This window comes from Verticiella sediminum, from assembly GCF_007558815.1.
Classification (GTDB): domain Bacteria; phylum Pseudomonadota; class Gammaproteobacteria; order Burkholderiales; family Burkholderiaceae_B; genus Verticiella; species Verticiella sediminum.
This window is the reverse complement of record NZ_VLTJ01000030.1, coordinates 51,038-71,866: the sequence shown is the minus strand read 5'-3', so window position 1 is coordinate 71,866 and position 20,829 is coordinate 51,038. Positions and strand designations below refer to the sequence as shown.

General features: G+C 68.2%; 21 protein-coding genes. 5 read left to right on the top strand and 16 right to left on the bottom strand.

The window, feature by feature from the left end; genetic code table 11:
- The coding region (locus FOZ76_RS27560) for a DUF4351 domain-containing protein (protein ID WP_246129596.1) at nucleotides 1-250 on the top strand (250 nt) is incomplete at its 5' end.
- A 111-nt stretch (nucleotides 251-361) separates the two neighbouring features.
- Here FOZ76_RS27560 and FOZ76_RS27555 read toward each other — a convergent pair.
- Together FOZ76_RS27555 and FOZ76_RS27550 are read right to left on the bottom strand one after the other, a co-directional pair.
- Complete coding sequence (locus FOZ76_RS27555) at nucleotides 362-949, bottom strand: DedA family protein (RefSeq protein ID WP_170235510.1); 588 nt, start codon at nucleotides 947-949, stop codon at nucleotides 362-364.
- Nucleotides 950-1,130: 181 nt separating this feature from the next.
- Nucleotides 1,131-1,478, bottom strand: a complete 348-nt coding sequence (locus FOZ76_RS27550; protein ID WP_170235509.1) for a hypothetical protein — start codon at nucleotides 1,476-1,478, stop codon at nucleotides 1,131-1,133.
- A 206-nt stretch (nucleotides 1,479-1,684) separates the two neighbouring features.
- Between FOZ76_RS27550 and FOZ76_RS17415 the strand changes: the two genes are divergently transcribed.
- A complete protein-coding gene (locus FOZ76_RS17415) occupies nucleotides 1,685-3,133 on the top strand; it encodes an aminotransferase-like domain-containing protein (protein ID WP_143949562.1) in 1,449 nt (482 codons plus the stop codon).
- A 153-nt stretch (nucleotides 3,134-3,286) separates the two neighbouring features.
- Nucleotides 3,287-4,957 (top strand): GMC family oxidoreductase, encoded by a 1,671-nt coding sequence (locus FOZ76_RS17410; protein WP_143949561.1) that lies wholly within the window; start codon nucleotides 3,287-3,289, stop codon nucleotides 4,955-4,957.
- Nucleotides 4,958-4,995: 38 nt separating this feature from the next.
- Here FOZ76_RS17410 and FOZ76_RS17405 read toward each other — a convergent pair whose 3' ends face one another.
- Both FOZ76_RS17405 and FOZ76_RS17400 read right to left on the bottom strand, forming a co-directional pair.
- Nucleotides 4,996-5,436 (bottom strand): gamma-glutamylcyclotransferase family protein, encoded by a 441-nt coding sequence (locus FOZ76_RS17405; RefSeq protein WP_143949560.1) that lies wholly within the window; start codon nucleotides 5,434-5,436, stop codon nucleotides 4,996-4,998.
- Between the two features lie 19 nt (nucleotides 5,437-5,455).
- On the bottom strand, nucleotides 5,456-5,779 hold the full coding sequence (locus tag FOZ76_RS17400; RefSeq protein ID WP_143949559.1) for a hypothetical protein: 324 nt from the start codon (nucleotides 5,777-5,779) through the stop codon (nucleotides 5,456-5,458).
- Nucleotides 5,780-5,967: 188 nt separating this feature from the next.
- Between FOZ76_RS17400 and FOZ76_RS28205 the strand changes: the two genes are divergently transcribed.
- The gene (locus FOZ76_RS28205; protein ID WP_281283013.1) at nucleotides 5,968-6,096 is read left to right on the top strand and encodes a hypothetical protein; all 129 of its coding nucleotides are present in this window, start codon (nucleotides 5,968-5,970) and stop codon (nucleotides 6,094-6,096) included.
- 15 nt (nucleotides 6,097-6,111) lie between these two features.
- Here the strand turns inward: FOZ76_RS28205 and proB are convergent, their stop codons facing one another.
- The 12 genes from proB to FOZ76_RS17340 form a co-directional block, all read right to left on the bottom strand.
- On the bottom strand, nucleotides 6,112-7,254 hold the full coding sequence (gene proB / locus FOZ76_RS17395) for a glutamate 5-kinase (protein ID WP_143949558.1): 1,143 nt from the start codon (nucleotides 7,252-7,254) through the stop codon (nucleotides 6,112-6,114).
- 194 nt (nucleotides 7,255-7,448) lie between these two features.
- The gene (gene cuyB, locus FOZ76_RS17390; protein WP_143949557.1) at nucleotides 7,449-8,252 is read right to left on the bottom strand and encodes a cysteate racemase; all 804 of its coding nucleotides are present in this window, start codon (nucleotides 8,250-8,252) and stop codon (nucleotides 7,449-7,451) included.
- Nucleotides 8,253-8,269: 17 nt separating this feature from the next.
- Nucleotides 8,270-8,938, bottom strand: a complete 669-nt coding sequence (locus tag FOZ76_RS17385) for an aspartate/glutamate racemase family protein (RefSeq protein ID WP_143949556.1) — start codon at nucleotides 8,936-8,938, stop codon at nucleotides 8,270-8,272.
- Entirely contained in the window at nucleotides 8,935-9,870 is a 936-nt protein-coding gene (locus tag FOZ76_RS17380; RefSeq protein WP_246129594.1) for an N-carbamoyl-D-amino-acid hydrolase, read from the bottom strand. Before FOZ76_RS17380 ends, FOZ76_RS17385 begins: the two co-directional genes overlap by 4 nt.
- 47 nt (nucleotides 9,871-9,917) lie before the next feature.
- Nucleotides 9,918-11,054, bottom strand: a complete 1,137-nt coding sequence (locus tag FOZ76_RS17375) for an isopenicillin N synthase family dioxygenase (RefSeq protein WP_143949555.1) — start codon at nucleotides 11,052-11,054, stop codon at nucleotides 9,918-9,920.
- A gap of 25 nt (nucleotides 11,055-11,079) precedes the next feature.
- The gene (locus FOZ76_RS17370; protein WP_143949554.1) at nucleotides 11,080-12,126 is read right to left on the bottom strand and encodes an oligopeptide/dipeptide ABC transporter ATP-binding protein; all 1,047 of its coding nucleotides are present in this window, start codon (nucleotides 12,124-12,126) and stop codon (nucleotides 11,080-11,082) included.
- Nucleotides 12,123-13,142, bottom strand: a complete 1,020-nt coding sequence (locus FOZ76_RS17365) for an ABC transporter ATP-binding protein (RefSeq protein WP_143949553.1) — start codon at nucleotides 13,140-13,142, stop codon at nucleotides 12,123-12,125. Before FOZ76_RS17365 ends, FOZ76_RS17370 begins: the two co-directional genes overlap by 4 nt.
- Nucleotides 13,142-14,053 (bottom strand): ABC transporter permease, encoded by a 912-nt coding sequence (locus FOZ76_RS17360; RefSeq protein ID WP_246129593.1) that lies wholly within the window; start codon nucleotides 14,051-14,053, stop codon nucleotides 13,142-13,144. Before FOZ76_RS17360 ends, FOZ76_RS17365 begins: the two co-directional genes overlap by 1 nt.
- Nucleotides 14,050-15,054, bottom strand: coding sequence for an ABC transporter permease (locus FOZ76_RS17355; RefSeq protein ID WP_143949552.1), 1,005 nt, complete (start codon nucleotides 15,052-15,054; stop codon nucleotides 14,050-14,052). The genes FOZ76_RS17360 and FOZ76_RS17355 overlap by 4 nt, the downstream gene beginning before the upstream one ends.
- Before the next feature lie 27 nt (nucleotides 15,055-15,081).
- Complete coding sequence (locus FOZ76_RS17350) at nucleotides 15,082-16,749, bottom strand: ABC transporter substrate-binding protein (RefSeq protein ID WP_143949551.1); 1,668 nt, start codon at nucleotides 16,747-16,749, stop codon at nucleotides 15,082-15,084.
- 271 nt (nucleotides 16,750-17,020) lie between these two features.
- On the bottom strand, nucleotides 17,021-17,947 hold the full coding sequence (locus FOZ76_RS17345) for a LysR family transcriptional regulator (protein WP_143949550.1): 927 nt from the start codon (nucleotides 17,945-17,947) through the stop codon (nucleotides 17,021-17,023).
- Nucleotides 17,948-18,107: 160 nt separating this feature from the next.
- Nucleotides 18,108-18,896: an alpha/beta fold hydrolase gene (locus FOZ76_RS17340; RefSeq protein ID WP_170235508.1), complete on the bottom strand. Its 789-nt coding sequence runs from the start codon at nucleotides 18,894-18,896 to the stop codon at nucleotides 18,108-18,110.
- 439 nt (nucleotides 18,897-19,335) lie between these two features.
- On the opposite strand from FOZ76_RS17340, the gene hydA reads away from it, so the two are divergent.
- The gene (gene hydA / locus FOZ76_RS17335) at nucleotides 19,336-20,811 is read left to right on the top strand and encodes a dihydropyrimidinase (protein ID WP_143949548.1); all 1,476 of its coding nucleotides are present in this window, start codon (nucleotides 19,336-19,338) and stop codon (nucleotides 20,809-20,811) included.
- Nucleotides 20,812-20,829 lie beyond the last annotated feature (18 nt).

The window sequence follows — 20,829 nt, the reverse complement described above, 5'->3', positions numbered from 1 at the left end:
CGTGGCTTACGTGACGAGTGTGGAGCGCATCGGGATCGAGAAGGGGTTGGCGCAGGGGCGTCTGGAAGGACGCGGCGAAGGGCGTCACGAAGGGCTGCGCCAGGCGCTGTCGTCCCAGCTCGAACGCCGCTTCGGCCCGCTGCCCACGCACGCCCGCGAGCGCGTGCAGACCGCGTCGGTCGACACCCTTCAGATATGGCTGCTGCGCGTGCTGGATGCGGCGAGGCTGGACGACGTGTTCGAGGATTGATCAAGCTGCCGCGGCACGAGCCGACGTGCCCGTGCTGCGGCTTCTTGCCAGGCACGCTCAGCGTCGACTCTGGCAAAAGTGGGTACATATATACGATCGGCCACCTTGCCGCTACCCGCGCTCCGCACTGACCGGCCGCGCATCGCTTTGCCGCGACCGGTGCCGCCGGTACAGCACGAAGCAGAGCGTGCCCAGGCCCAGGGCCGCGGCGACCCAGGCCTCCTCGTGGGCCAGCCTATGCAGGAACAAAGTCACGGCGCGGCCGAAAGCATAGCCGATGGCGCTGAAGAGCACTGCCCAGACGGTGGCGCCGAGCGCCCCGAAGACGAGCATGTCGCGCAGCGGCACGCGCATGATGCCGAGCGCGATCGGCCCGACGGTGCGCAGCCCATACATGAAGCGCACCAGGAAGACGACGGCGTGCCGGTTGCGCAGTACGCGCGGGCGCATGAGTTCGACCCCGCGCCGCACCGCCGGCCAGCGCGACTGTAGCCATTCGCCTCGCGCATGGCCGAGCAGGTACCAGCCGAGATCGAGCAGGAAGTTGGCCACGGCTGCGACGGCCGCCACCGCCGCATAGGGCGCATAGCCCTGGTGGGCGGCATAGCCCGCCAGCACGACCGTGGTTTCGCCTTCCACGAAGCTGCCGAGGACGAGGGCGGCGTAGAGGTGATTCTGCAGGAACGAGCCGAAATCCATGGAGGACAGAACAAAGATGCGTGTGGACGCGGATTGTTGGCCGCAGCGCGGCGCGGTATCCCGCGGCCGGGTGATCGTAGGGCGAGATGGCCGGCAAGCGCCGTATGGACGAGTGCTTTGCCTATCCATCCCCTTCTCATGATCTTCGGCGTTCGGCTTTGGAGCTGCTTGCCGGCGGCGTTCAGGGCGGGCTGGTGCGCCGCTCCGGCGCCAGACGCAGCATGACACGTACCCGTAGCGCGCGGAAGGGGCGCAGCCAGGTTGCCCGCGCCGGCGGGTCGATGCGCAGCACGCGAGCCGGTGCGCGGGCATGGCAGCGCAGCCAGCCGGCATCCTCGATGAGGCAGGTCTCTCCCTGACGCAGGGCGAGGCGCAGCACATGACCGAGCTCGTCCAGACCGGGCGAGGGCAGCTCGAGTTCGACGTGTCCGGCGCGGCAGACGATGACGGTGCCGCGACGCACGGCATAGCCCTGCGTCGCGCCGGGCGGCAGGTGGATTTCGTCGGGTGGGGGCGGGGCAAGACGCATGACAGGGGCTCCTCGGCGTGGCCCGGCCCGCAGTGGCGGGTACCGGGCTATCGTCAGGAACAGGCTACGCTCGACGCGTCCGTCAAAACAGCCACACAATGTGCGCTCTTGTACCGTAACAGATGACACAATAGGCCGTCTGTTATGGTGGCTGGCACGGGTTTCTGTACCTGTCGCGCCGGCGCACCTGCGCTCACCATTAAGCCATGGACTCCACACAACCGCTGTATCAGCGTCTGGCCTCGCATTACCGGCACGCCATTCTGCAGGGCGCGCTGACGCCGGGCGAGCGCGTGCCGTCGGTGCGCACGCTGATGCGCGTGCACCGCGTCAGCCTGTCCACCGCGCTGCAGGCATGCCGGGAACTGGAGACCGAAGGCCTGCTCGAGGCAAGGCCGCGTTCCGGCTACTTCGTGCGCACCGCCGTGCGTCCCGCGCTGCCGCCGCCGCGCGAGCCGGACTGCGTGATCGATGCCGCGCAGTACGTCGGCGTGCACCACCGCATTTCAGAGTATGTGGCGCGGCGCGCAGCCAGCGACGTCCGTGTGGATCTCTCGGTCGCCGTCGCCGCGTCCCACTGCTACCCGCTGGACGAGCTGCGCCGGGCCATGGGCCGGGCGCTGCGCAACGAGGCGCAGTGGATGGTGCGCGGCGCGCCTGGCCAGGGGCATCCGGCCTTGCGCGCAGCCCTCGCGCGCCGCGCCTACAGCCAGGGCATGACGCCCTCGGCCGACGATGTCATCATCACCCACGGCTGCACCGAGGCGCTCAACGTCGCCTTGCGCACCGTCACGTCGCCCGGCGATACGGTGGCGGTGGAATCGCCGACCTACTTCGGCCTGCTGCAGATCCTCGAGAGCCTGGGCCTGCGCGCGCTGGAGATCCCGGTCAGCCCCCAGACCGGCATGTCGGTCGAGGCGCTGGACCTCGCGCTGCAGACGCAGCCCGGCATTCGCGCCGTGGTGGCCGTGCCCAACCTGCACAACCCGCTCGGCAGCATCATGCCCGACGCCGAGAAGGCCCGGCTGGTGGCCCTGTGCGAGGCGCGCGGCGTGCCGCTGATCGAAGACGACAGCTACGGCCTGCTGGCCGACGACGACGTCCCGCTGCGCGCCCTCAAGTCCTGGGATCGCAGCGGCAACGTGATGTATTGCGCCTCGCTGCACAAGACGCTCGCGCCGGGCATGCGGCTGGGCTGGATGAGCGCTGGCCGCTGGCATCGCCGCGCGGCGATGCTCAAGTTCACGATGAGCCGCGCCAACGAGGGGCTGGCCCAGGCCGCGGTGGCCGATGTGCTCGAGGCCCGTGTCTACGACCGCCACCTGCACGCGCTGCGGCTGACCCTGCGCCGGGACCGCAGCCGCCTGGCGGCTGCCGTCGCCCAGCACTTCCCGCCCGGCACGCGCGCCTGCGTACCGTCAGGCAGCATGTTGCTCTGGGTCGAACTGCCGGCCGGCTGCTCGTCCTGGCGCGTGTTCGAGACGGCTCTGCGCGCCGGCATCGCCATTACGCCGGGCACGCTGTTCTCCAACACCGGGCGCTTCGAGCACTACATGCGCATCAGTTGCGGCGAGGGCTATTCGCCCAGGGTCGAAGAAGCCCTGCGCCGGCTCGGCGCGATCGTGGCCGAGGCCTCGCCCCGGGCGACGGCCTGATACGGCTGCATCCGGGCGCAGGGTACGACCGGGCCGGGCTCCCTCGGCGCACATGACAGCCGTGCCGGGCACGAGCTAAGCTATCCCGGGTCCGCCGCCGTGGGAACGAGGCAGCCATCAGACTGCCGCCCGCGACTGGCCCCCAGGGGAGACATGGAGACATACGACTACATCGTGGTCGGCGCGGGCTCGGCCGGCTGCGTGCTGGCCAACCGGCTCAGCGCCGACGGGCGGGCCCAGGTGCTGGTGCTCGAGGCCGGTTCGCATGACAACTACCACTGGATCCACATCCCGGTGGGCTATCTCTATTGCATCGGCAATGCGCGCACCGACTGGCTGTACCGCACCGAGCCCGAGGCCGGGCTTGCCGGCCGTGTGCTCGCCTATCCGCGCGGCAAGGTGCTGGGCGGCTCTTCCTCGATCAACGGCATGATCTACATGCGGGGCCAACGCGAGGACTACGAGCGCTGGGCCGAACACACCGGCGAGCCGGCCTGGGGCTGGGAGAACGTGCTGGACGTGTTCAAGCGCAGCGAAGACTATCATCGCGGCGCCGATTTCTGGCATGGCAGCGGCGGCGAATGGCGAGTGGAGGCCCAGCGGCTGCGCTGGGAGATCCTCGAAGCCTTTGCGCACGCCGCCCAGGAGCAGGGCATCCCCCGGGTGGACGACTTCAACCGCGGCGACAACTTCGGCGTGGGGTATTTCGACGTCAACCAAAAGCGCGGCTGGCGCTGGAACACCGCCAAAGCCTTCCTGCGTCCGGCGCGCCGGCGCGGCAACCTGCAGGTGCGCACGGGCGTGCTCGTCACCCGGCTCGTCATGCAGGGGCGGCGCTGCGTCGGCGTCGAGGTGCAGACCGGCCAGACGCGCCGGGTCATCTGCGCCCGGCGCGAAGTGATCCTCTCGGCGGGCGCGCTCAACAGCCCGCAGTTGCTCGAACTGTCCGGCATCGGCGATCCGGCGCGGCTGCAGCGCGCGGGCATCGCGCCGCTGCACGCGCTGCCCGGCGTGGGCGAGAACCTGCAGGATCATCTGCAACTGCGCGCCGTCTACAAAGTGGCGGGGGTCAAGACCCTCAACCGGCTGGCGGCCAGCCACTGGGGCAAGCTCGGCATCGGCCTGGAGTACGCCTTGCGCCGCACCGGCCCCATGAGCATGGCGCCGTCGCAGCTCGGCGTCTTCGCGAAGTCCGACGAGGCGCAGGCGCGGCCGAACGTCGAGTTCCATGTCCAGCCGCTGTCGCTCGGCGCATTCGGCGAGGCGCTGCATCCTTTCGACGCCTTCACCGCCAGCGTCTGCAATCTGCGACCCACCTCGCGCGGCAGCGTGCACGTCGTCGCATCCGATCCGATGGCACCGCCGCGCATCGCTCCGTGCTATCTCGGCACGCCGGAAGACCGCCGCGTCGCGGTGGACTCGCTGCGGCTGGTTCGGCGCATCGCCGCCAGCCCCGCGCTGGCGCGCTATCGCCCCGAAGAGTGGCTGCCTGGCGCGCACATCGACGACGACGCCGGGCTCGAGGCCGCCGCCGGGCGCATCGGCACGACGATCTTCCACCCTGTGGGCACCTGCGCCATGGGCCCCGACCCCGCCGCGGGCGCGGTGGTCGACGCCCGGCTGCGCGTGCATGGCGTGAGCGGGCTGCGCGTGGTGGACGCCTCGGTGATGCCTTTCATCACCTCGGGCAACACCAACTCGCCCACCATCATGATCGCCGAGCAGGCGGTGCGCTGGATTCAGGCGGACGCCGCCGCGGCCGACCGGCCGTTGCAGGCGGACGAGGAGGCGCGGACGGGCGCGGAGGCGGTCTTGCGCGAGTGACTACGCGGCAATGCGCAATCCTCGCCCTCGAGGGCCTGTCAACAGGGGAAGGGGTGCAGAATCCGCGGCAGGTCCTGGTCGATGAAGGTCTGGACCTCTTCGGGGCCGAAGGCCGCCGGCACCCAGTCGCCGGCCAGCGTGTGCCGGCGTGTCGGGCCGACGAGGTAGGCGTAGGCGTCGCAGTCCTGATCGGCCACGCGTACGCGCACGCGCTGGCGTACGTAGTAGCCGGTCTTGAGCTCCTCGACCCGGTCGAAGAGTTCAAGATCCTGCAGCGTGACGTTCCGGATGAGGCGCCCCTGCACGTCGTGCCCGGGGTGCGCGTCGATCGCAGCGTAGGTCTTGCCGCCCGGGTGGGGCAGGCCGTAGCGCCGGAAATCCGGCAGGACGGCGTCTTCGGTGTCGTAGATGTGGCCGGTGATGGCCTGAACGATGTCATCGAAGGCCAGGACGCCATAGGCGAACACATGGACGGACATGAATGCCCCGCGGGTAGTGTCAGGAGGATGCCTTGCCGGGCAGCACGACCAGGTTGTCCCCGTGCCTCAGTTCGGGCGCGTTGCCGCTGCCCAGAATCTCGCCGATACGGCCCGACGGCTGACGCATGATACGCCGAGTGCCGGACGACGAATAGTTGATGGGAGCCGCGCATCGCTCTGCCGCGACCGATGCCGCGCAGCACGCGTGGATGCATCGACTCGACGCCACGGCGGCCGGTGGCAAGGGGCGGGCTCCCCCCTTCAGACGCAAGCGGCGCACGGCCCCGTCGCCGGGCCTGCGGGCGTCTTCCGGCCGGGGGGCGCTGGCCTCGACGTACGGCATGCGTGATTTTCATCGATGCATACGCGATGGCTTCCCGGCCCCGGCTGCGCTGCGCGTGAGCGTGGGTAATGACGCAAAGCGAAGACTGGGGTGCCGCGATGCTTATGCTCTCATGCATAGATTCATCGAATTCTTGCGACAATGAATGTCGTTGTGGTTCGAATGAATCCGACGGCCGTTGGCCGTGCTTGGTGGTCGCGGTTGCGCTGGGCGCCTACTACGGGACTCTGGCGCTGGCCGTCGCAGCGAGCGCGGCGGTGTTCGGGCTGGCCTGGCCGGTCTGCCCCATCGCACCGGGCCCCGCGATGCTGCGCTGATCCGTGATGGGCGGCTCAGCCGCCCGCGCCCGCGCGCAGCACCACCAGGTTGTCCCGGTGCATCAGCTCGGGCTCGTTGCTGCTGCCCAGGATCTCGGCGATGCGGCTGGACGGCTGGCGCAGGATGCGCCGAGTGTCGGACGACGAATAGTTGATGAGGCCGCGCGCCCACTCGCGCCCACTGGCGTCGTGGCAGGCGACCACGTCGCCGCGCTCGAACTCGCCCTCGACGGCGACGACGCCGATGGGCAGCAGGCTCTTGCCATCCTCGCACAGGGCGCGCACCGCGCCTTCGTCGATCTGCAGCCGGCCGCGCAGACGCAGGTGATCGACCAGCCAGCGCTTGCGCGCGGACCACATGGCCATGCGCGCGTGCAGCGTGGTGCCGATGGATTCCCCGGCGGCAAGGCGCACCAGCAGCTCGGGTTCGCGGCCCGAGGCGATCACGGTGCTGGCGCCGCTGCCGGCGGCCCGTTTGGCGGCGATGATCTTGGTCAGCATGCCGCCGGTGCCCACGTTGCTGCCGGCGCCTCCGGCCATGGCTTCGAGTTCGGGATCGCCGGCGGTGGCATGGTCGACGAACCTGGCGTCGGGGTGCTTGCGCGGGTCGGCGGAATAGAGCCCGCGCTGGTCGGTGAGGATGATCAGCGCGCCGGCTTCGACGAGATTGGTGACGAGGGCGCCCAGGGTGTCGTTGTCGCCGAAGCGGATCTCGTCGGTGACCACGGTGTCGTTCTCGTTGACGATGGGAACGACACCCAGTTGCAGCAGGGTATAGAGGGTGGTGCGGGCGTTCAGGTAGCGCTCGCGGTCGGCCATGTCCTCGTGCGTGAGCAGGATCTGCGCGGTGGCCAGTCCGTGCGCGGCGAAGGCGGTCTCGTAGGCCTGGACCAGGCCCATCTGCCCGACGGCGGCGGCGGCCTGCAACTGATGCATGTTCTTCGGGCGCCGGGCCCAGCCCAGGCGGGCCATGCCCTCGGCGACGGCACCGCTGGAGACCAGGACGACTTCCTTGCCGAGCTTGCGCAGGGCGGCGATCTGGGCCGCCCAGGCAGCCACGGCTTCGCGGTCCAGCCCGCGGCCTTCGTTGGTGACCAGCGACGAGCCCACCTTCACGACGAGGCGGCTGGCGTTGGCGATGACGGATTCGGTGTTCATGAGGTGGGGGCGGCGGGGTTGCGGGTCGCCGCGGGCAGGGCCGATATTATGCACCGTCGGTGGGGCGGGGGCGTGGACGGCCGCCCGGAGGACGCGCGCCGCCTCCGTCTTGGGAGGAGAGGTGCCCGCAGAGCGGGCGGAGGAGGCTCACACTTGCGCCCACACTTCCGCGTAGAGGGCGGGAACGGGCAGCGTCACTCGCCGTCCAGCGCATCGAAGCAGTAAGCCGGGATCAGGCCTGGGCTGAGCCCCGAGGGCGACGCATGGGACAGCCGCATGTGCTCGATGACGGCGCGCGCGAGCGCATCGATGGAGTCGGTCACGGGCACCGGCAGCTCGCCGCGCCGCGCGTGCGGCAGGGCGAGCGGCAGCTCGGTGCAGCCAAGGACGACGGCGCAGGCGCCGAGCTGCACCAGGGCGTCGATGCCCCGACGCGCATGCCCGTAGGCTTCATCGTGACGGTTGGCCTTGATCGCTGCGATCGCTGCGGTGCTGCATGCCTGGACATGGCCGTCCCGTGGTGCGATGACATCGAAGCCGCACGCCTGCAGTGGGTCCTGGTAGAGGCGCAGCGCGAGCGTCGCGGCGGTTCCCATGATGCCGATCGGAGCGCCGTCCAGCGCCTGGCGGCGCAGATCACCGATGACAGCCTCGACGATGTGCAGGATGGGCACGGCCACGCTGTCCTGCAGTGGATCGAACCAAAGGTGCGCGGTGTTGCACGGGATGGCGATGCAGGCTACGCCCTGTCTTTCCAGCAGCCGCAGCCCTTCGCGCATGGCGCCCAACGGGTCCGGACCGCCGGACAGCCTGGCGGCCGAGCGGTCCGGGATGCGCGGATCGCTCAACAGCAGCAGCGGCAGATGGGCCTGGTCATACGACGCGGGGGTGAGCTCGGTCAGGCGGCAGACGAAGGCCCCGCTCGCCATGGGGCCCATGCCGCCCAGCACACCCACACTGCCGCGCCAGGCGACGCGGCGCACGACAGCCTGGGACATGGCGGGATCACGTGCATTCATGCCGGACGCACATCCGTCGCCAGGGCCAGCGCCGCAGACGCGGCCGCTGCGCAGGGCTCGACCACTGGGCAGCCCACGGTGTCCTCGAGGCGTGCGGCCAACCCGGCCATCCCGGCGCATCCGAGCAGGAGCACGTCGGCGCCGTCCTCGCCGATGAGGCGTTGCGCCGCCTTAAGCATAGGGTGCCAGGCGACCTCGGGGTCGCCGGAAGCCTGCACGCTGACATCCAGCCCGCGCTCACCGGCCACGTGCGCGGCCAGGCCGAGCCGTTGCCAGCGGCGCATGTGGCGCTCGATGGCCACACTCGCGACGGCGATCACCCCGACCCGCTCGCCTCTGGCGGCAGCCTGCCGCAGGCCCGCTTCTCCCAAGCCGATGACGGGAGTCGCGCTCGCGGCCTGCGCCTCGGCCACGCCAGGGTCGCTGAAGCAGGCGACGACCACGGCGCCGTACCGGTCGGCCGAGCTGGCAGCCCAGGCCCGGACCCGGCTCGATGCCAGTTCCACGTCGGCTTGCGTAACGATGCCCGGCGGGCCGTCGTGCAAGGTCAGGAAGGTGAAGGGTTCCGATGCGCCATGGGCGCGAAGCACCGCCTGCGCGATCCCGTCAGTGACGTGTACCGACGAGTTCGGGTTGACGATGGCGATGGTGTTCCGGAGTGTCATGCGATCGGCTCGCCGGCTCCGACACGCTCGACGATCAGTCGATAGTGCTCCGGCGCGCGGTGCTTGGCGAAGTTGAAGACGTGCTCGCGGAAGTTGTCGCCGATCGCCAGGTCGGCGTGCGCCACGACGACTTCGTCGTCCTCCGTGACGCTGCGCGCGACCAGTTCGCCGGTCGGCGCGACGATGGCTGAGCTGCCGATCATGTGAAAGCCATCCTCGGCACCGCATTTGGCGGCGGCCGCCACCCACACTGCGTTCTGATAGGCGTTGGCCATGAGCGATATCAGATGGGTCGAGGTGCGCAGATGGACCGGCTCGTTCCAGTGGATGTTGAGCGACGGCGTGTTGTAGCCGAGCACCACCAGCTCGGCGCTCTGCAGCGCGAGCACACGATAGGTTTCGGGCCAGCGGCGGTCGTTGCACAGACACATGCCGGTCTTCACGCCATCGACGTCATAGACCCGAAAGCCCATGTCGCCGACCTCGAAGAACTTCTTTTCCAGGTGCTGGAACGGCGCCTCGGGTTTGTGGTCGGCATGGCCGGGCAGGTGGATCTTGCGGTACTTGCCCACGATGGCGCCGCTGCTGTCGACCATGATCGAGGTGTTGAAACGGCGGCCCTCGGCAGTGATCTCGGCGTACCCGAGATAAAAGCCCACGCCAAGTTCGCGGGCCGCGTCGAACAGCGGCTGCACCTGGCGGTTCGGCATCTCCTTCTCGAAGAACCGCTCGACCGCCTCGGCCTCGGTCATCCAGTAGCGGGGAAAGAACGTCGTGAGCGCGAGCTCGGGAAAGACCACGAGTCGCGCGCCTCGGGAGTGTGCCTCGCGCAGCATGTCGACCAGGCGCTTGACGACCTGAGCGCGCGTGTCGGAGAGGTGGACCGGGCCCATCTGGGCGACGGCCAGCCCGAGGGGACGAGACATTGTCATGGTGACGAATCCTTGTATGCGTGCTTCGGAGTTTCCGGCGGGAGGGGTCAGGCGGCCGGAGAGGCCTCGTCGGTGGGCGGCGCGGCATAGTTCTGCGCGCGGTACCAACTCATGTACTCGGTGTACGTGATGGGCGGGTACTTCGGCGTCTGGCCCGGCTCGAGGCAGGTCGGCAGGCATTCCATGCGCCAGCGGATGTCGCAGTCCATGAAGAACGGGATTGCGTAGCGCTCGCGGCCCGACCGGTTGATCACTCGGTGCGGGGTCGAGAGAAAGCGGTCGTTGGTCCAGCGGCGCAACATATCGCCGCTGTTGATGAGATACGAGCCGGGTAGCCCGGGCACGTCGACCCAGCGGCCGGTCGGCAAGCGGATCGACAGCCCTGCCACTTCGTTGAAGGGCAGGAAGGTCATGAACCCGGTATCGGTGTGCGGCGCGATGCCGAATACGTCTTCCTCCTGCTGAGGCGGACGTTGCGGATAGTGAGACAGTCGCAGCGTGAACATCGGCTCTTCGAACGCCTTGTCGAAGTAGTCTGCGGGCAGGCCGAGCGAGCGGGCATACACCGGGACCAGCGACTTGCCCAGGCGCTCGACGGCGGCTGCATAGGCCACGCACTGTTCCCGGAAGCCGGGCAGGTCTTCCGGCCACTGGTTCTGCGCCCGGAAGCGCACGCCGGCGACGACGTCGGGGTGCTCGGCCGGCAGGTCGCGCTTGATGAAGTAGGACTCGACCTGGTTCGGCTTGTTGTTCTCGTTGATCTTCGAATGGCGCGTGACCGAACCGCCGATCGGCTCGTAGCCGACGTTGTGCTGGTTGAAGCGCCGCGCCATCTTGCGCTCGAGTGGCAGTTCGTCGAAGAAGCGGCGCGCGGCCGCAAACGTACCGTCGATCAGCGCCTGGTCGATGCCGTGGTTCATCACGAAGTAGAAGCCGACGTTCTCCAGCGCATGGCGCAGTTCCTCCGCCAGCCGGTCCAGCGCGCCGGGTTCACCGGCGAGGTAGGGGCCAAGGTCCAGGACGGGGATCTCTTCCTTGGCGTCTACCCTGATCTCTGGCAAGGACGGCGCGTATACCGGCTCGTTCATGGTGTTGCCCTCAAAGTCGCGTTGAGCGTTACGGCGATGTGTGATCGTCGGCCTGTGGTCATTATTGGCACCGGCACCGGGGGTGTCGAATGACAAGATATGGTGAGCTTTTAATGTCTCGTTAAGACGCGAGCGCCAGAACGGGCGCGGCCGACACGTCGGCCGCCAGGTCCACGCGGTGGCAGCGCACGGCGATGCCGTGGGGGCCGGTCTGCAGGGGCGGCGCCGGCTTCGTGCGGCAAGTGTCGACGCGCATCGGACATCGTGAATAGAAGGCACAATGCGCCGGCCGATCGAGCGTCGAGGGCGCGTCGCCGTCGATGGTCTCGGTGCTGGGCAGGAGCGCGCGCTCCTGTTCGCGCACGATGGGAATGGCGGCGATCAGGGTTCGCGTGTAGGGATGGCGCGGGCGGCGCATGATGTCGTCGACGCTGCCGGTCTCCACGATCTGGCCGAGATACATGACCACGACGCTGTCGGCGATGGCACGCACGACTCCCAGGTTGTGCGTGATGATGACGTAGGTCAGCCCGTGTGCCTCGCGCAGCTCGACCAGCAGCCTCAGGATCCGCGCCTGGACCGAGACGTCGAGGGCGGACGTGGGCTCGTCGAGCAGGAGCACCTGCGGGTGCAGGGCCAGCGCGCGTGCGATGTTCACCCGCTGCTTCTGCCCGCCCGAGAGCGACGACGGCGAGCGCAGCACGGTATCGGGCGGCAGGTGAACCGCCTCGAGCAAGGCTTTGACCCGTGCCAGCCGCTCGCGCCTGTTCCGCATGCCGTCCAGACGAAGCGGCAGACCGATGATGTCCTCGACCGTCTGGCGAGGGTTCAGCGACGAGCCGGGATCCTGGAACACCATCTGGATGCGGCGGCGCAGCGTCCGAAGCCTTGCGCCGGAGGCCGCCGCGAGGTCTTCGCCTTCCAGCGTGATCCGGCCTTCGGTCGGCAGCGTCACGCGCGCCATCATGTTGGCCAGCGTGGATTTGCCCGAACCCGACTCGCCGACGATGGCCACTGTCTGGCCTTGCCGCACCGAGAGGTCGACTTTGTCCACCGCCCGCAGCGGCACCTTCTCGGTGCGCGCAAGCCACCCCTTGCCGCGGCGCCGCTTCACGTTGAACACTTTGGAGACGTTCGAGATTTCGAAGAACGCGTCGCGTCCGCTCATGCCGGCACCTCCTCTGCGCGTGCCCAGCACGCGACGGTGCGCCCGCCGGGATAGGCGCGCGCCGCGGGCAACGCCTCGCAGCTTGCCGAGCGTTCGCCGCAGCGCGGCGCGAACCGGCAACCCGGCGGCGGCGCGAGATAGTCCGGCACCTGGCCGGGAATGCCGCTCGGCATGCCGCCGCCGAGATCCGGCTGGGCCGCGAGCAGCCCTTGCGTGTACGGGTGCGCAGGCGCCTCCAGCAGCGCGGCCGTCGGACCGCTCTCGACGGTGGTGCCGCCATACATCACGTAGGTGCGTGCGCAGATCTCGCGCGCCACGCCGAGATCGTGCGTGATGTAGAGGCCGGCCAGCCCTTCGCGCGCCGCCAGGTCCTTGATGAGATCGATGGTGCGCTTTTGCACCGTGACATCGAGCGCCGTGGTCGGCTCGTCCGCGATCATCAGCCTGGGCTTGCCGCTCAGCGCCATCGCGAGCAGCACGCGCTGGCGCATGCCGCCGGACAACTGTACCGGGTAGCGTCCCAGCACCTCGGCCGGATCGGCGATGTACACCTTCTCGAGCAGCTCGATCGCGCGGTCGCGGGCGCTCGCGACGCGGGCGCGGCGCCGCCGGTTCCATGCGTAGGCCGCCAGCGTGCGGCCGCATGCCTCCCAGATGATGAGGTCGAGCATCTGTTCGCCGACGGTGAAAGACGGGTTGAGCGCGGCCATCGGGTCCTGCGGGACGTAGGCGATGTAGCGTTTGGCGAGTTCCCGCTCGCGCCAGTGCAGCGTGGCGATGTCCTTGCCGAACATCGTCACCCGGCCGGACGCGATCCTGGCCGGCGGCATCGGCAGCACGCCCAGCAGCAGCTTGGCGGTCGCGCTCTTGCCGCAGCCGCTCTCGCCGACCAGGCCGACGATCTCGCCAGCGTGGATCTCCATGTGGACGTCGCGCAGCACGCGCTCCAGGCCGTCGGGCGTCTGGAAGTCGAGAGCGAGGTGGTCGATGACGACGACGGGATCGGAGGTGCTCATCAGTCCTCTCCCAGGAAGTCCCGCAGACCGTCGCCGAGCAGGTTGAAGCTCATGACGGTGACGAAGATGGCCAGGCCCGGAAACATCGAGGCCCACCAGGCGTCCGGCAGGTAGTGCCTGCTGGTTGCGACCATCAGCCCCCACTCGGCCGCAGGCGGGCTGGCCCCCGCGCCGAGAAAGCTCAGCGACGTGCCGACCAGGATGGCATAGCCAGCGTTCAGCGAGAGCGAGACCAGCAGCGACGAGGTCATGTTGGGCAGAATCTCGCGGAACATGATGTGCAGGTGCGAGGCCCCCAGCGTGCGGGCGACAGTGATGAAGTTCTCCTGCTTGATGGAGAGGGTGCGGCCGTGCGCGATGCGGGCGAAGCCGCGCCACCAGACGAAGCCCAGGGCGATCATCGCGTTCTCCAGGCTCGGTCCGAGCACCACCGTGATCGCAAGCGCGAGCACCAACGCGGGCACCGCCGAGAAGACGTCCGTAATGCGCATCAGCAGTTGCTCGATGCGTCCGCCGAAGTAGCCGGCGACGAGTCCGACAGGTACGCCGATCGCCACCGCGATCGACAGCACGATCGCCACCATCATGAACGACAGGCGCGCGCCGTACATGACGCGGGTGAGAACGTCGCGGCCGGCCTCGTCGGTGCCCATCCAGTGCTGCCAGCTTGGCGGCTGCAACAAGACGTCGAAGTGCACAGCGTCGGCGATGTCGTCGGGATACGGTGCGATCCAGGGCGCGAGCAGCGCAACGACGAGCAGGACGACGAGCACCAGGGTGCCGGCGAACGCCAGCCGGTTGGAGCGAAAGCGGTGCCAGCCGCGGGCAAGGCCGGTGCGCCGCCTGGGCGTGGCGGCGGAGGGCGCGGCGGCGGGCGGCGGCGTGGGAGAGCGCATCGCCGACAGCGTCACGATTCGGCTCCCAGACGGATACGGGGATCGAGCACGGTATAGAGTTCCTCGACGATGAAGTTGATGACCACGACAAAGAGACACACCACCAGGGTGATGCCGACCACGGCGTTGTAGTCATTGGCGACGATCGCGGCGGCCCCGAAGCGGGCGATGCCGGGCCAGGCGAATACGTTCTCGACGACGAAGGCACCGCCGATCATGAGCGGAAAGAGAAAGCCGATCACGGTGAGCGTCGAGGAAAAGGCGTTGCGCAGCACGTACTTCATATTGACGATGAAAGGATGGATGCCGACGGCACGGCTCAGCGCCGGATACGGCTTTGCCAACTCGTCGAGCATCGAGCTGCGCACCATGCGGGCGATGTTCGTCATGGGCCCGAGCGCGAGCACGAAGGCCGGTGCGAGCAGGTGCCGGGCGGAATCCCAGAAGGCGGCACCGTTCGCCGTGAGCAGGCTGTCGAGCAGATACAGGCCGGTGATGTCGGCAGGTGCAGGCCCGCTCAGCCGTCCGGTCACCGGCAGCATGGCCAGCCACGCGCCGAACACGAGCTGCAGCATGAGCGCTACCCAGAACTCCGGGAACGACACCCCGCTCAACGAGATGACCCGCGCCGCATGGTCGATCCTGGTGTTGCGCCGTATGGCCGAGATCACGCCGAGGGGCAGCCCGACCACCACCGCGATGAACAGACCCGCGAGGACGAGCTCGAGCGTGGCCGGCAACCGTTCGCGGATGATCTGCCCGACGTCGCGCGACTCTATCAATGAAGGGCCGAAGTGGCCGCGGGCGAGGTCGCCGAGATAGCTCAGGTACTGCAGCGGAATCGGCTTGTCGAGCCGCATCTGGGCGCGCAGCTTCTCCACCTGGGCCTGGTCTACGCCTTCGCCCAACGCCGCGGCCACCGGATCGCCCGGCAATACGCGCACGAGAAAGAACATCAGCATCGAGACGCCAAGCAGCACGACCAGCATGTGCGTCAGCCGTTCGATCAGGCGCATTGTTCCTCTCCCATTGTGCTGGTGCCGTCAGCGACTGCGGCCATGGTTCTGGACGTAGGCGGGGTCGTCCAGGTCGAACTCGTAGCCCTCGAACCTGAGGTCGAAGAACGGCGCGCCGGCGTCGGCTCGGAAGCCTTTGACGTAGTTCCAGTGCGGTAGCGTGCGCAGCGCCGAGTGGGAGAAGATGGCGGGCGCGTCGGCGGCGATCAGCTTGTTCGCCTCGCAGTAAGCGCGCTTCTGTTCGGGGCTGTTGTCATCGAGCATGGCCGCCTCGGAAAGCAGGGTATCCACCTCGCTGCTGCTCCAGTAGATGCCGCCCCCGGGATACGCCGCGCCCCAGCCGCTTTCGGTGTAGTACATCATGAGCTGGCTCGGATGGCCCAGCCGCGCCGAGTCGTAGTAGATCGCCATGTCGAAGGCGGTGTCCGGCTTGGTGGCCGCCTGCACAATGTCGGCCCAGCGCGCGGGCTTGACCGAGGCGTTCAATCCGATCTTTCTCAGCGTGGTGGACAGCATGAGCGCGATGTTCTTGAACGGCTCGCTGGTCGAGACCGCCGCGATGTCGAGGTTGAATGCCTTGAGTTGCGCTGCGCTGTACTTCGACTTCGCAAGTTCGGCCTGTGCTTTCTCGAGGTCGAAAGCGTAGCTCGGGATGCCCTCGCAGTCGCCAAGCAACTGGCCCGGCACGGGACCCGCTACGGGGGTGCCGCCGCTCAGGATGTGGTTCATCACGGTGTTGACATCGTAAGCGTACGAAATGGCGCGGCGCACGTGCACGTCGTCGAGCGGGGGCCGAGTGTTGTTCATCGTGACGTAGTAGGTGGCGAGCTGCGCATGCTTCTCCACCGTCATGCGCGGATCGGAGTCGATGGGCTTGAGGATCTGCGGCGCCATCGACAGCGGTCCGGCGTCGAGCTCGCCTGCACGCAGCTTGGTGATGTTGGTCACGGCCTCGGGCACGATCTGCAGGCGCAGCTCGTGTGGCGAGTTCGGCTTCCAGTCGGCGAAGGGGTAGTCCTCGAAGCGGGTCATTACCGCCACATCGCCGGCGCGGAATGCGGTCAGCATGTAGGGCCCGGAACCGGCGTCGTTGGTGAGCAGGAATCGCGCGCCGTAGTCGCCCAGCTCACCGTAGCTGCCCTCCGCGAGATTCGCCGTGATCAACTTCTTGTTGAGTACTTTCATGTGCAGCAGCGCGCGCAGAAAGGCCGGGTCGGGCGAGTTCAGGTGAAAGCGGACCGTCTGCGGGTCGAGCACTTCGAGGCGCTCGGGGTCGACGTTGCGCAGATAGCCGCCGGACAGCCCCGGCATCGCCAGGGTGCGCTGCATGGAGAACACGACGTCTTCAGCGGTGATCAGGCTGCCGTCGTGGAACGGGATGCCGTCACGCAGCTTGAAGGTGTATGTCTTCTTGTCTTCGGAAACCTCCCACGATTCGGCGATGCGCGGGATCAGGCCCTGCTCGGGATCCGGGAACACGAGCGTGTCGTAGAGGTTCACCGCCGCCATGGTCTCCCAATTGTTCGAGACGCGGACCGGATCGAGCGTGGCCAGCTCCATTTCGATGCCATAGCGCAGCACGGGCCCTTCCGCCGCCTGCAGTGGGCCGGCCAGGCAACCCGCGACGGCGCATGCGATCGCGCTGCGGGCGAGGGCACGTCGGTTCCGGTGAGAGATCAAAGGGTGGAGCTTCATGGCGCTTTCCTATGAGAGTCGGGACGTGGCGAGCTGGGGGCACGAGGCGGCGGGACGCCGCGTGGCACCCTTCACCCGCACCTGGCTGCAGGGTGAAGTCATTATGGGTAGGGCCGCCCGGCAATGTCGCGCGACTTCTTGTACCGCTGCGTTAATACTGGGTTAAGGGCACGGCTCGCGACGGTGCAGTAAGGCGCCATTCGTGTGCGATGCAGTGCATGGGAGGCCGTGGTCGCGGCAAGCGCCGTTCCGGGCCCCAGAGCCGCCGGCATCAGACGACCGTCAGGTCGCCTTCGCGATGCGGCACGGCGAGCTTGCTGTCATGGGCCACCTGACGCAGCGCCTGCGCGAACGCATGGGCGAGCGGCGACAGGGACTCGGTTCTCAAGTGAACGAGGTCGGCGATGATGGGCGGCGCATTGCGCACTTGCAGCGCACGGAAATCGCCCATCGGCCAGGCGAGCAGCGAGAATTCGTCGACCAGTGCCACACCCGCGCCGGCGTGAACGAGGGCGCACGCGTTCTGAGGCGAGCCGACCTCCGTCGCGCTGCGTAGTACCTCTTCGTTATCGGCATACAGGCGCTCGATGCGTGAGCCGAAAGGGGTGCCCCGCGAATACGTGATGATGAACTCGTCGCGCAAGTCCTCGATGCCGATCTCCTTGCGCCGAGCGAGCTGATGCGCTGGCGGGCAGAGACACAGCAGCCGGCCCATCACCAGCGGCACCGACTCGAGATTCGGATGGCTCATCGGCAGGATCGACACGCCGACGTCGATCTCCCCGGTCAACAGCCGTTCCTGCAGCGCCGCGTGGCTCAGGCAGCGAAAGTGCAGCTTGACGCCGGGATGCGCCTGGCGGAAAAGCCCCAGTGCGAGCGGTACGAGGACTTGCCCGATGGACGGACTGGACGCCACACTCAGGCTGCGCTGCCGGCGGCCAGCGAGTTCATGCGTCAGGTCCGACACGCGCTGGACGCGGCGGTGGATCTGCTCCACTTCCTGGTAAATGTGCCGTGCTTCGGATGTCGCGTAGAGTCGCCCCTTGATGCGTTCGAACAGCGGAAAGCCGAGGCGGCTCTCCGTATGCGACAGCACACGGCTGACTGCTGGCGCCGAGACGTGAAGAAGACGCGCGGCGTCGCTGATCGAACCGGTTGTCATCACGGCATGGAAGACCTCCATCTGCCGCAGGTTCATGGCCGGCTCCCGGCGCCGTGTCGACCTGGCATGGACGGTTGGAACGAGGTGGATGCCATGACATTTTCAAGCAATAGCCGTGCCAAATTCCGTGTCTGACGTCGTCTACTTGAACCGTGCCCATGTCGTTCTGCTCCCGTCTGGCGATACCCGCGTGCGCTCACGCCCGCAAATGTGCCAGCAGCACCTCGTTGAAGCGCGTGGGCTGCTCGAGGTTGGAGAGGTGGGCGCTCGGCAGGGCGACCAGCGAGGAACCGCGCAGTTCGCCGTGCAGTTCGCGCGACGCCGCATACGGCGTGGTCACGTCCTCGGTTCCGCCGATGACGAGCACCGGCCGGGAAACTTCACGCAGGCGACCGCGGTGGTCGACGTGCGCGAGGGCGGCCGCGCAGCCGGCCCAGGCGCGTGCCGGCGCCGAGGCCACCATGTCGCGCACGAAGCTCACCACGTCGGGGTGCGCGTCGGCGAAGCCCGCGGTGAGCACGCGCTGGGCTGTGCCTTCGGCCACGGTGGAGGTGCCCTCTGCCCGGACCATGGCGATCTTCGGCAGCCAGCCGTCGGGCCCGCCGAACCAAGTCGAGGTATTGGCGAGAACCGTGCGCTCCAGCCTGTCGGGAGCATGCAACAGCAGCCATTGACCGATCACGCCGCCGAGCGAAATCCCGCACCAGTGGACCTGCGCGATACCGAGTTCGTCGAGGATGGCCAGCGCGTCCTGCCCGAGCAGGGCGATGTCGAAGTCGCCGTCGGCGCGGCTTTGCGGATGAAAACCGCGCGGGTTGTAGCACAGGACACGATAATCGCATGCCAGCGCCGCGGCCTGCGCTCCCCACATTTCCATGCGCGTGCCCAGCGAGTTCGAGAACATCACGACCGGGGCGCCGTCCGGCCCGCGCAGCGTGACCTCGAACGGTTCCCCGTTGGCCACCAAAGTGCCAGCAAAGTCCATCGTCATCTCCATGGTCTGTCCGGGCGGGACGATGTGCGCAGCCATACGCTCTTGCCCGGTCATCCGCCGATTATGAGGCGACCGGCGCGCGGGGACGGCTGCGTGAGTGTCGGTCGGTCTTAACCGCCGATGCGGACATAGGGCGAGGCGGTGCATGTATGCACCGTTTCGGTGTCCGTGCCTCCCGCCACGCACCGCCAGGGGGATGACATTCAGGCATGGACGTGGGCATCAATTTCTGTCGCGCGGCCTTAACCGAAGGTTAGCGCCCGCCAGGATTCATCCGGACGAGTGGGAGCAAGTCGAGATTATTCAATGGGTTGGCGCATACGGGCTGCGCCGCGCCCCGGACGTGCGCGAGGTTTACTGTGTACCGATAAGCCTGCATGATCTGGCGGTGTCCGACCGGGCGTCACGCCGACATAGAGGAACCCCACGCATGAGCGCATTCGATCTCACCATCCGGCATGGCCGGATCATCACCGCGACGGATGACTTCCAGGGCGACATCGGTATCGTCGACGGGCGCATTGCCGCCGTCGCCGAACGCCTTTCCCCCGGACGCAGGGACTACGACGCAGCCGGTCGTCTGGTCATGCCGGGCGGCATCGACAGCCACTGCCATGTCGAGCAGCTCTCGAGCATGGGCGTGCTGTGTGCCGACGACTGGTATTCGGCGAGCGTGTCCGCAGCCTACGGCGGCAACACCTGCATCGTGCCCTTCGCCGCGCAGCATCGCGGGCAGTCGCTGCGCGAGGTGGCCGAGCAGTACCGCGCCAGTGCGGCGGCGAAATCCGTCATCGACTTCAGCTATCACCTCATCGTCTCGGATCCCACCCCGCAGACGCTCGAGACCGACCTGCCGTCGCTGATCCGCGAGGGCATCACGTCGTTCAAGGTGTTCATGACGTACGAGCGCCTGAAGCTCGACGACGCCCAACTGCTGGAGGTGTTCGCGATCGCTGCGCGCGAGGGGGCGCTGCCCATGGTCCACGCGGAGAACAACGACGTCATCACCTGGGTGGCCCGTCATCTGCTGCGCCATGGCCTGACCGCGCCCAAGTACCACGCCACCAGCCACGCGCCGGTGGCCGAGACCGAAGCCACCAACCGCGCGATCCAGCTCGCCTCGCTGCTCGACGTTCCGGTGATGATCGTGCACGTGTCCACGCAGGGTGCAGCGCAGGCCATTCATGCTGCACGCACGCTCGGCGCGCCGGTACATGGCGAGACGTGTCCACACTACCTGCTGCTGACCGCCGACGATCTCGATCTGCCCGGCGTGGAAGGCGCGAAGTTCTGCTGCAGCCCCCCGCCGCGCGACCCCGCTTCGCAGGCGGCGCTCTGGCGCGCCCTGGCGGGCGGCACGCTGCAACTGTTCTCCTCGGATCACGCGCCCTATCGATTCGATGAGACCGGCAAGCTGCCCAGCGGTGAGGCGACCACCTTCAAGCAGATCGCCAACGGCCTGCCCGGGCTCGAAGTGCGCATGCCGCTGCTGTTTTCCGAGGGCGTGCGCAAGGGGCGCATCACGCTCAACCAGTTCGTTGCGCTCACCTCCACCAACCATGCGCTCATGTACGGCATGCACCCACGCAAGGGCACGATCGCGCCTGGCGCGGACGCCGACATCGTCGTTTGGGACCCGGCTCGTGAACGCCGCATCACCTGGGCCGACCTGCACGATGCGGTTGGCTATACACCCTATGAGGGCATGACGATCACCGGCTGGCCAGACGTTGTCTTCAGCCGGGGCGAGGCGGTGGTCGAGGCCGGTACTCTGCAGGCCGCCGCCGGCCGCGGCCGGTTTGTCTCCCGCGGCCAGCCAGCTCCGGTGCGCTCGGCGAGAGTGCCGGGCACCGAAGCCCGCTTCATGCGCTCGCTTTCCGGCGCCGGCCCGTTCACCGCGCGTTGAGGCAGCGCGGTGCGCGTG

Coding starts and splice junctions, on each gene's coding strand:
- FOZ76_RS17400 (WP_143949559.1), bottom strand. CDS start 5,779: ATGCCGTACGTCGAGGCCAGCGCCCCCCGGCCGGAAGACGCCCGCAGG.
- FOZ76_RS17340 (WP_170235508.1), bottom strand. CDS start 18,896: ATGGACTTTGCTGGCACTTTGGTGGCCAACGGGGAACCGTTCGAGGTC.
- FOZ76_RS27555 (WP_170235510.1), bottom strand. CDS start 949: ATGGATTTCGGCTCGTTCCTGCAGAATCACCTCTACGCCGCCCTCGTC.
- proB (WP_143949558.1), bottom strand. CDS start 7,254: ATGAACACCGAATCCGTCATCGCCAACGCCAGCCGCCTCGTCGTGAAG.
- FOZ76_RS17380 (WP_246129594.1), bottom strand. CDS start 9,870: ATGACAATGTCTCGTCCCCTCGGGCTGGCCGTCGCCCAGATGGGCCCG.
- hydA (WP_143949548.1), top strand. CDS start 19,336: ATGAGCGCATTCGATCTCACCATCCGGCATGGCCGGATCATCACCGCG.
- FOZ76_RS17365 (WP_143949553.1), bottom strand. CDS start 13,142: ATGAGCACCTCCGATCCCGTCGTCGTCATCGACCACCTCGCTCTCGAC.
- FOZ76_RS17355 (WP_143949552.1), bottom strand. CDS start 15,054: ATGCGCCTGATCGAACGGCTGACGCACATGCTGGTCGTGCTGCTTGGC.
- FOZ76_RS17350 (WP_143949551.1), bottom strand. CDS start 16,749: ATGAAGCTCCACCCTTTGATCTCTCACCGGAACCGACGTGCCCTCGCC.
- FOZ76_RS17410 (WP_143949561.1), top strand. CDS start 3,287: ATGGAGACATACGACTACATCGTGGTCGGCGCGGGCTCGGCCGGCTGC.
- FOZ76_RS17345 (WP_143949550.1), bottom strand. CDS start 17,947: ATGAACCTGCGGCAGATGGAGGTCTTCCATGCCGTGATGACAACCGGT.
- FOZ76_RS17385 (WP_143949556.1), bottom strand. CDS start 8,938: ATGACACTCCGGAACACCATCGCCATCGTCAACCCGAACTCGTCGGTA.
- FOZ76_RS27550 (WP_170235509.1), bottom strand. CDS start 1,478: ATGCGTCTTGCCCCGCCCCCACCCGACGAAATCCACCTGCCGCCCGGC.
- FOZ76_RS17405 (WP_143949560.1), bottom strand. CDS start 5,436: ATGTCCGTCCATGTGTTCGCCTATGGCGTCCTGGCCTTCGATGACATC.
- FOZ76_RS17370 (WP_143949554.1), bottom strand. CDS start 12,126: ATGAGCGGACGCGACGCGTTCTTCGAAATCTCGAACGTCTCCAAAGTG.
- FOZ76_RS17415 (WP_143949562.1), top strand. CDS start 1,685: ATGGACTCCACACAACCGCTGTATCAGCGTCTGGCCTCGCATTACCGG.
- cuyB (WP_143949557.1), bottom strand. CDS start 8,252: ATGTCCCAGGCTGTCGTGCGCCGCGTCGCCTGGCGCGGCAGTGTGGGT.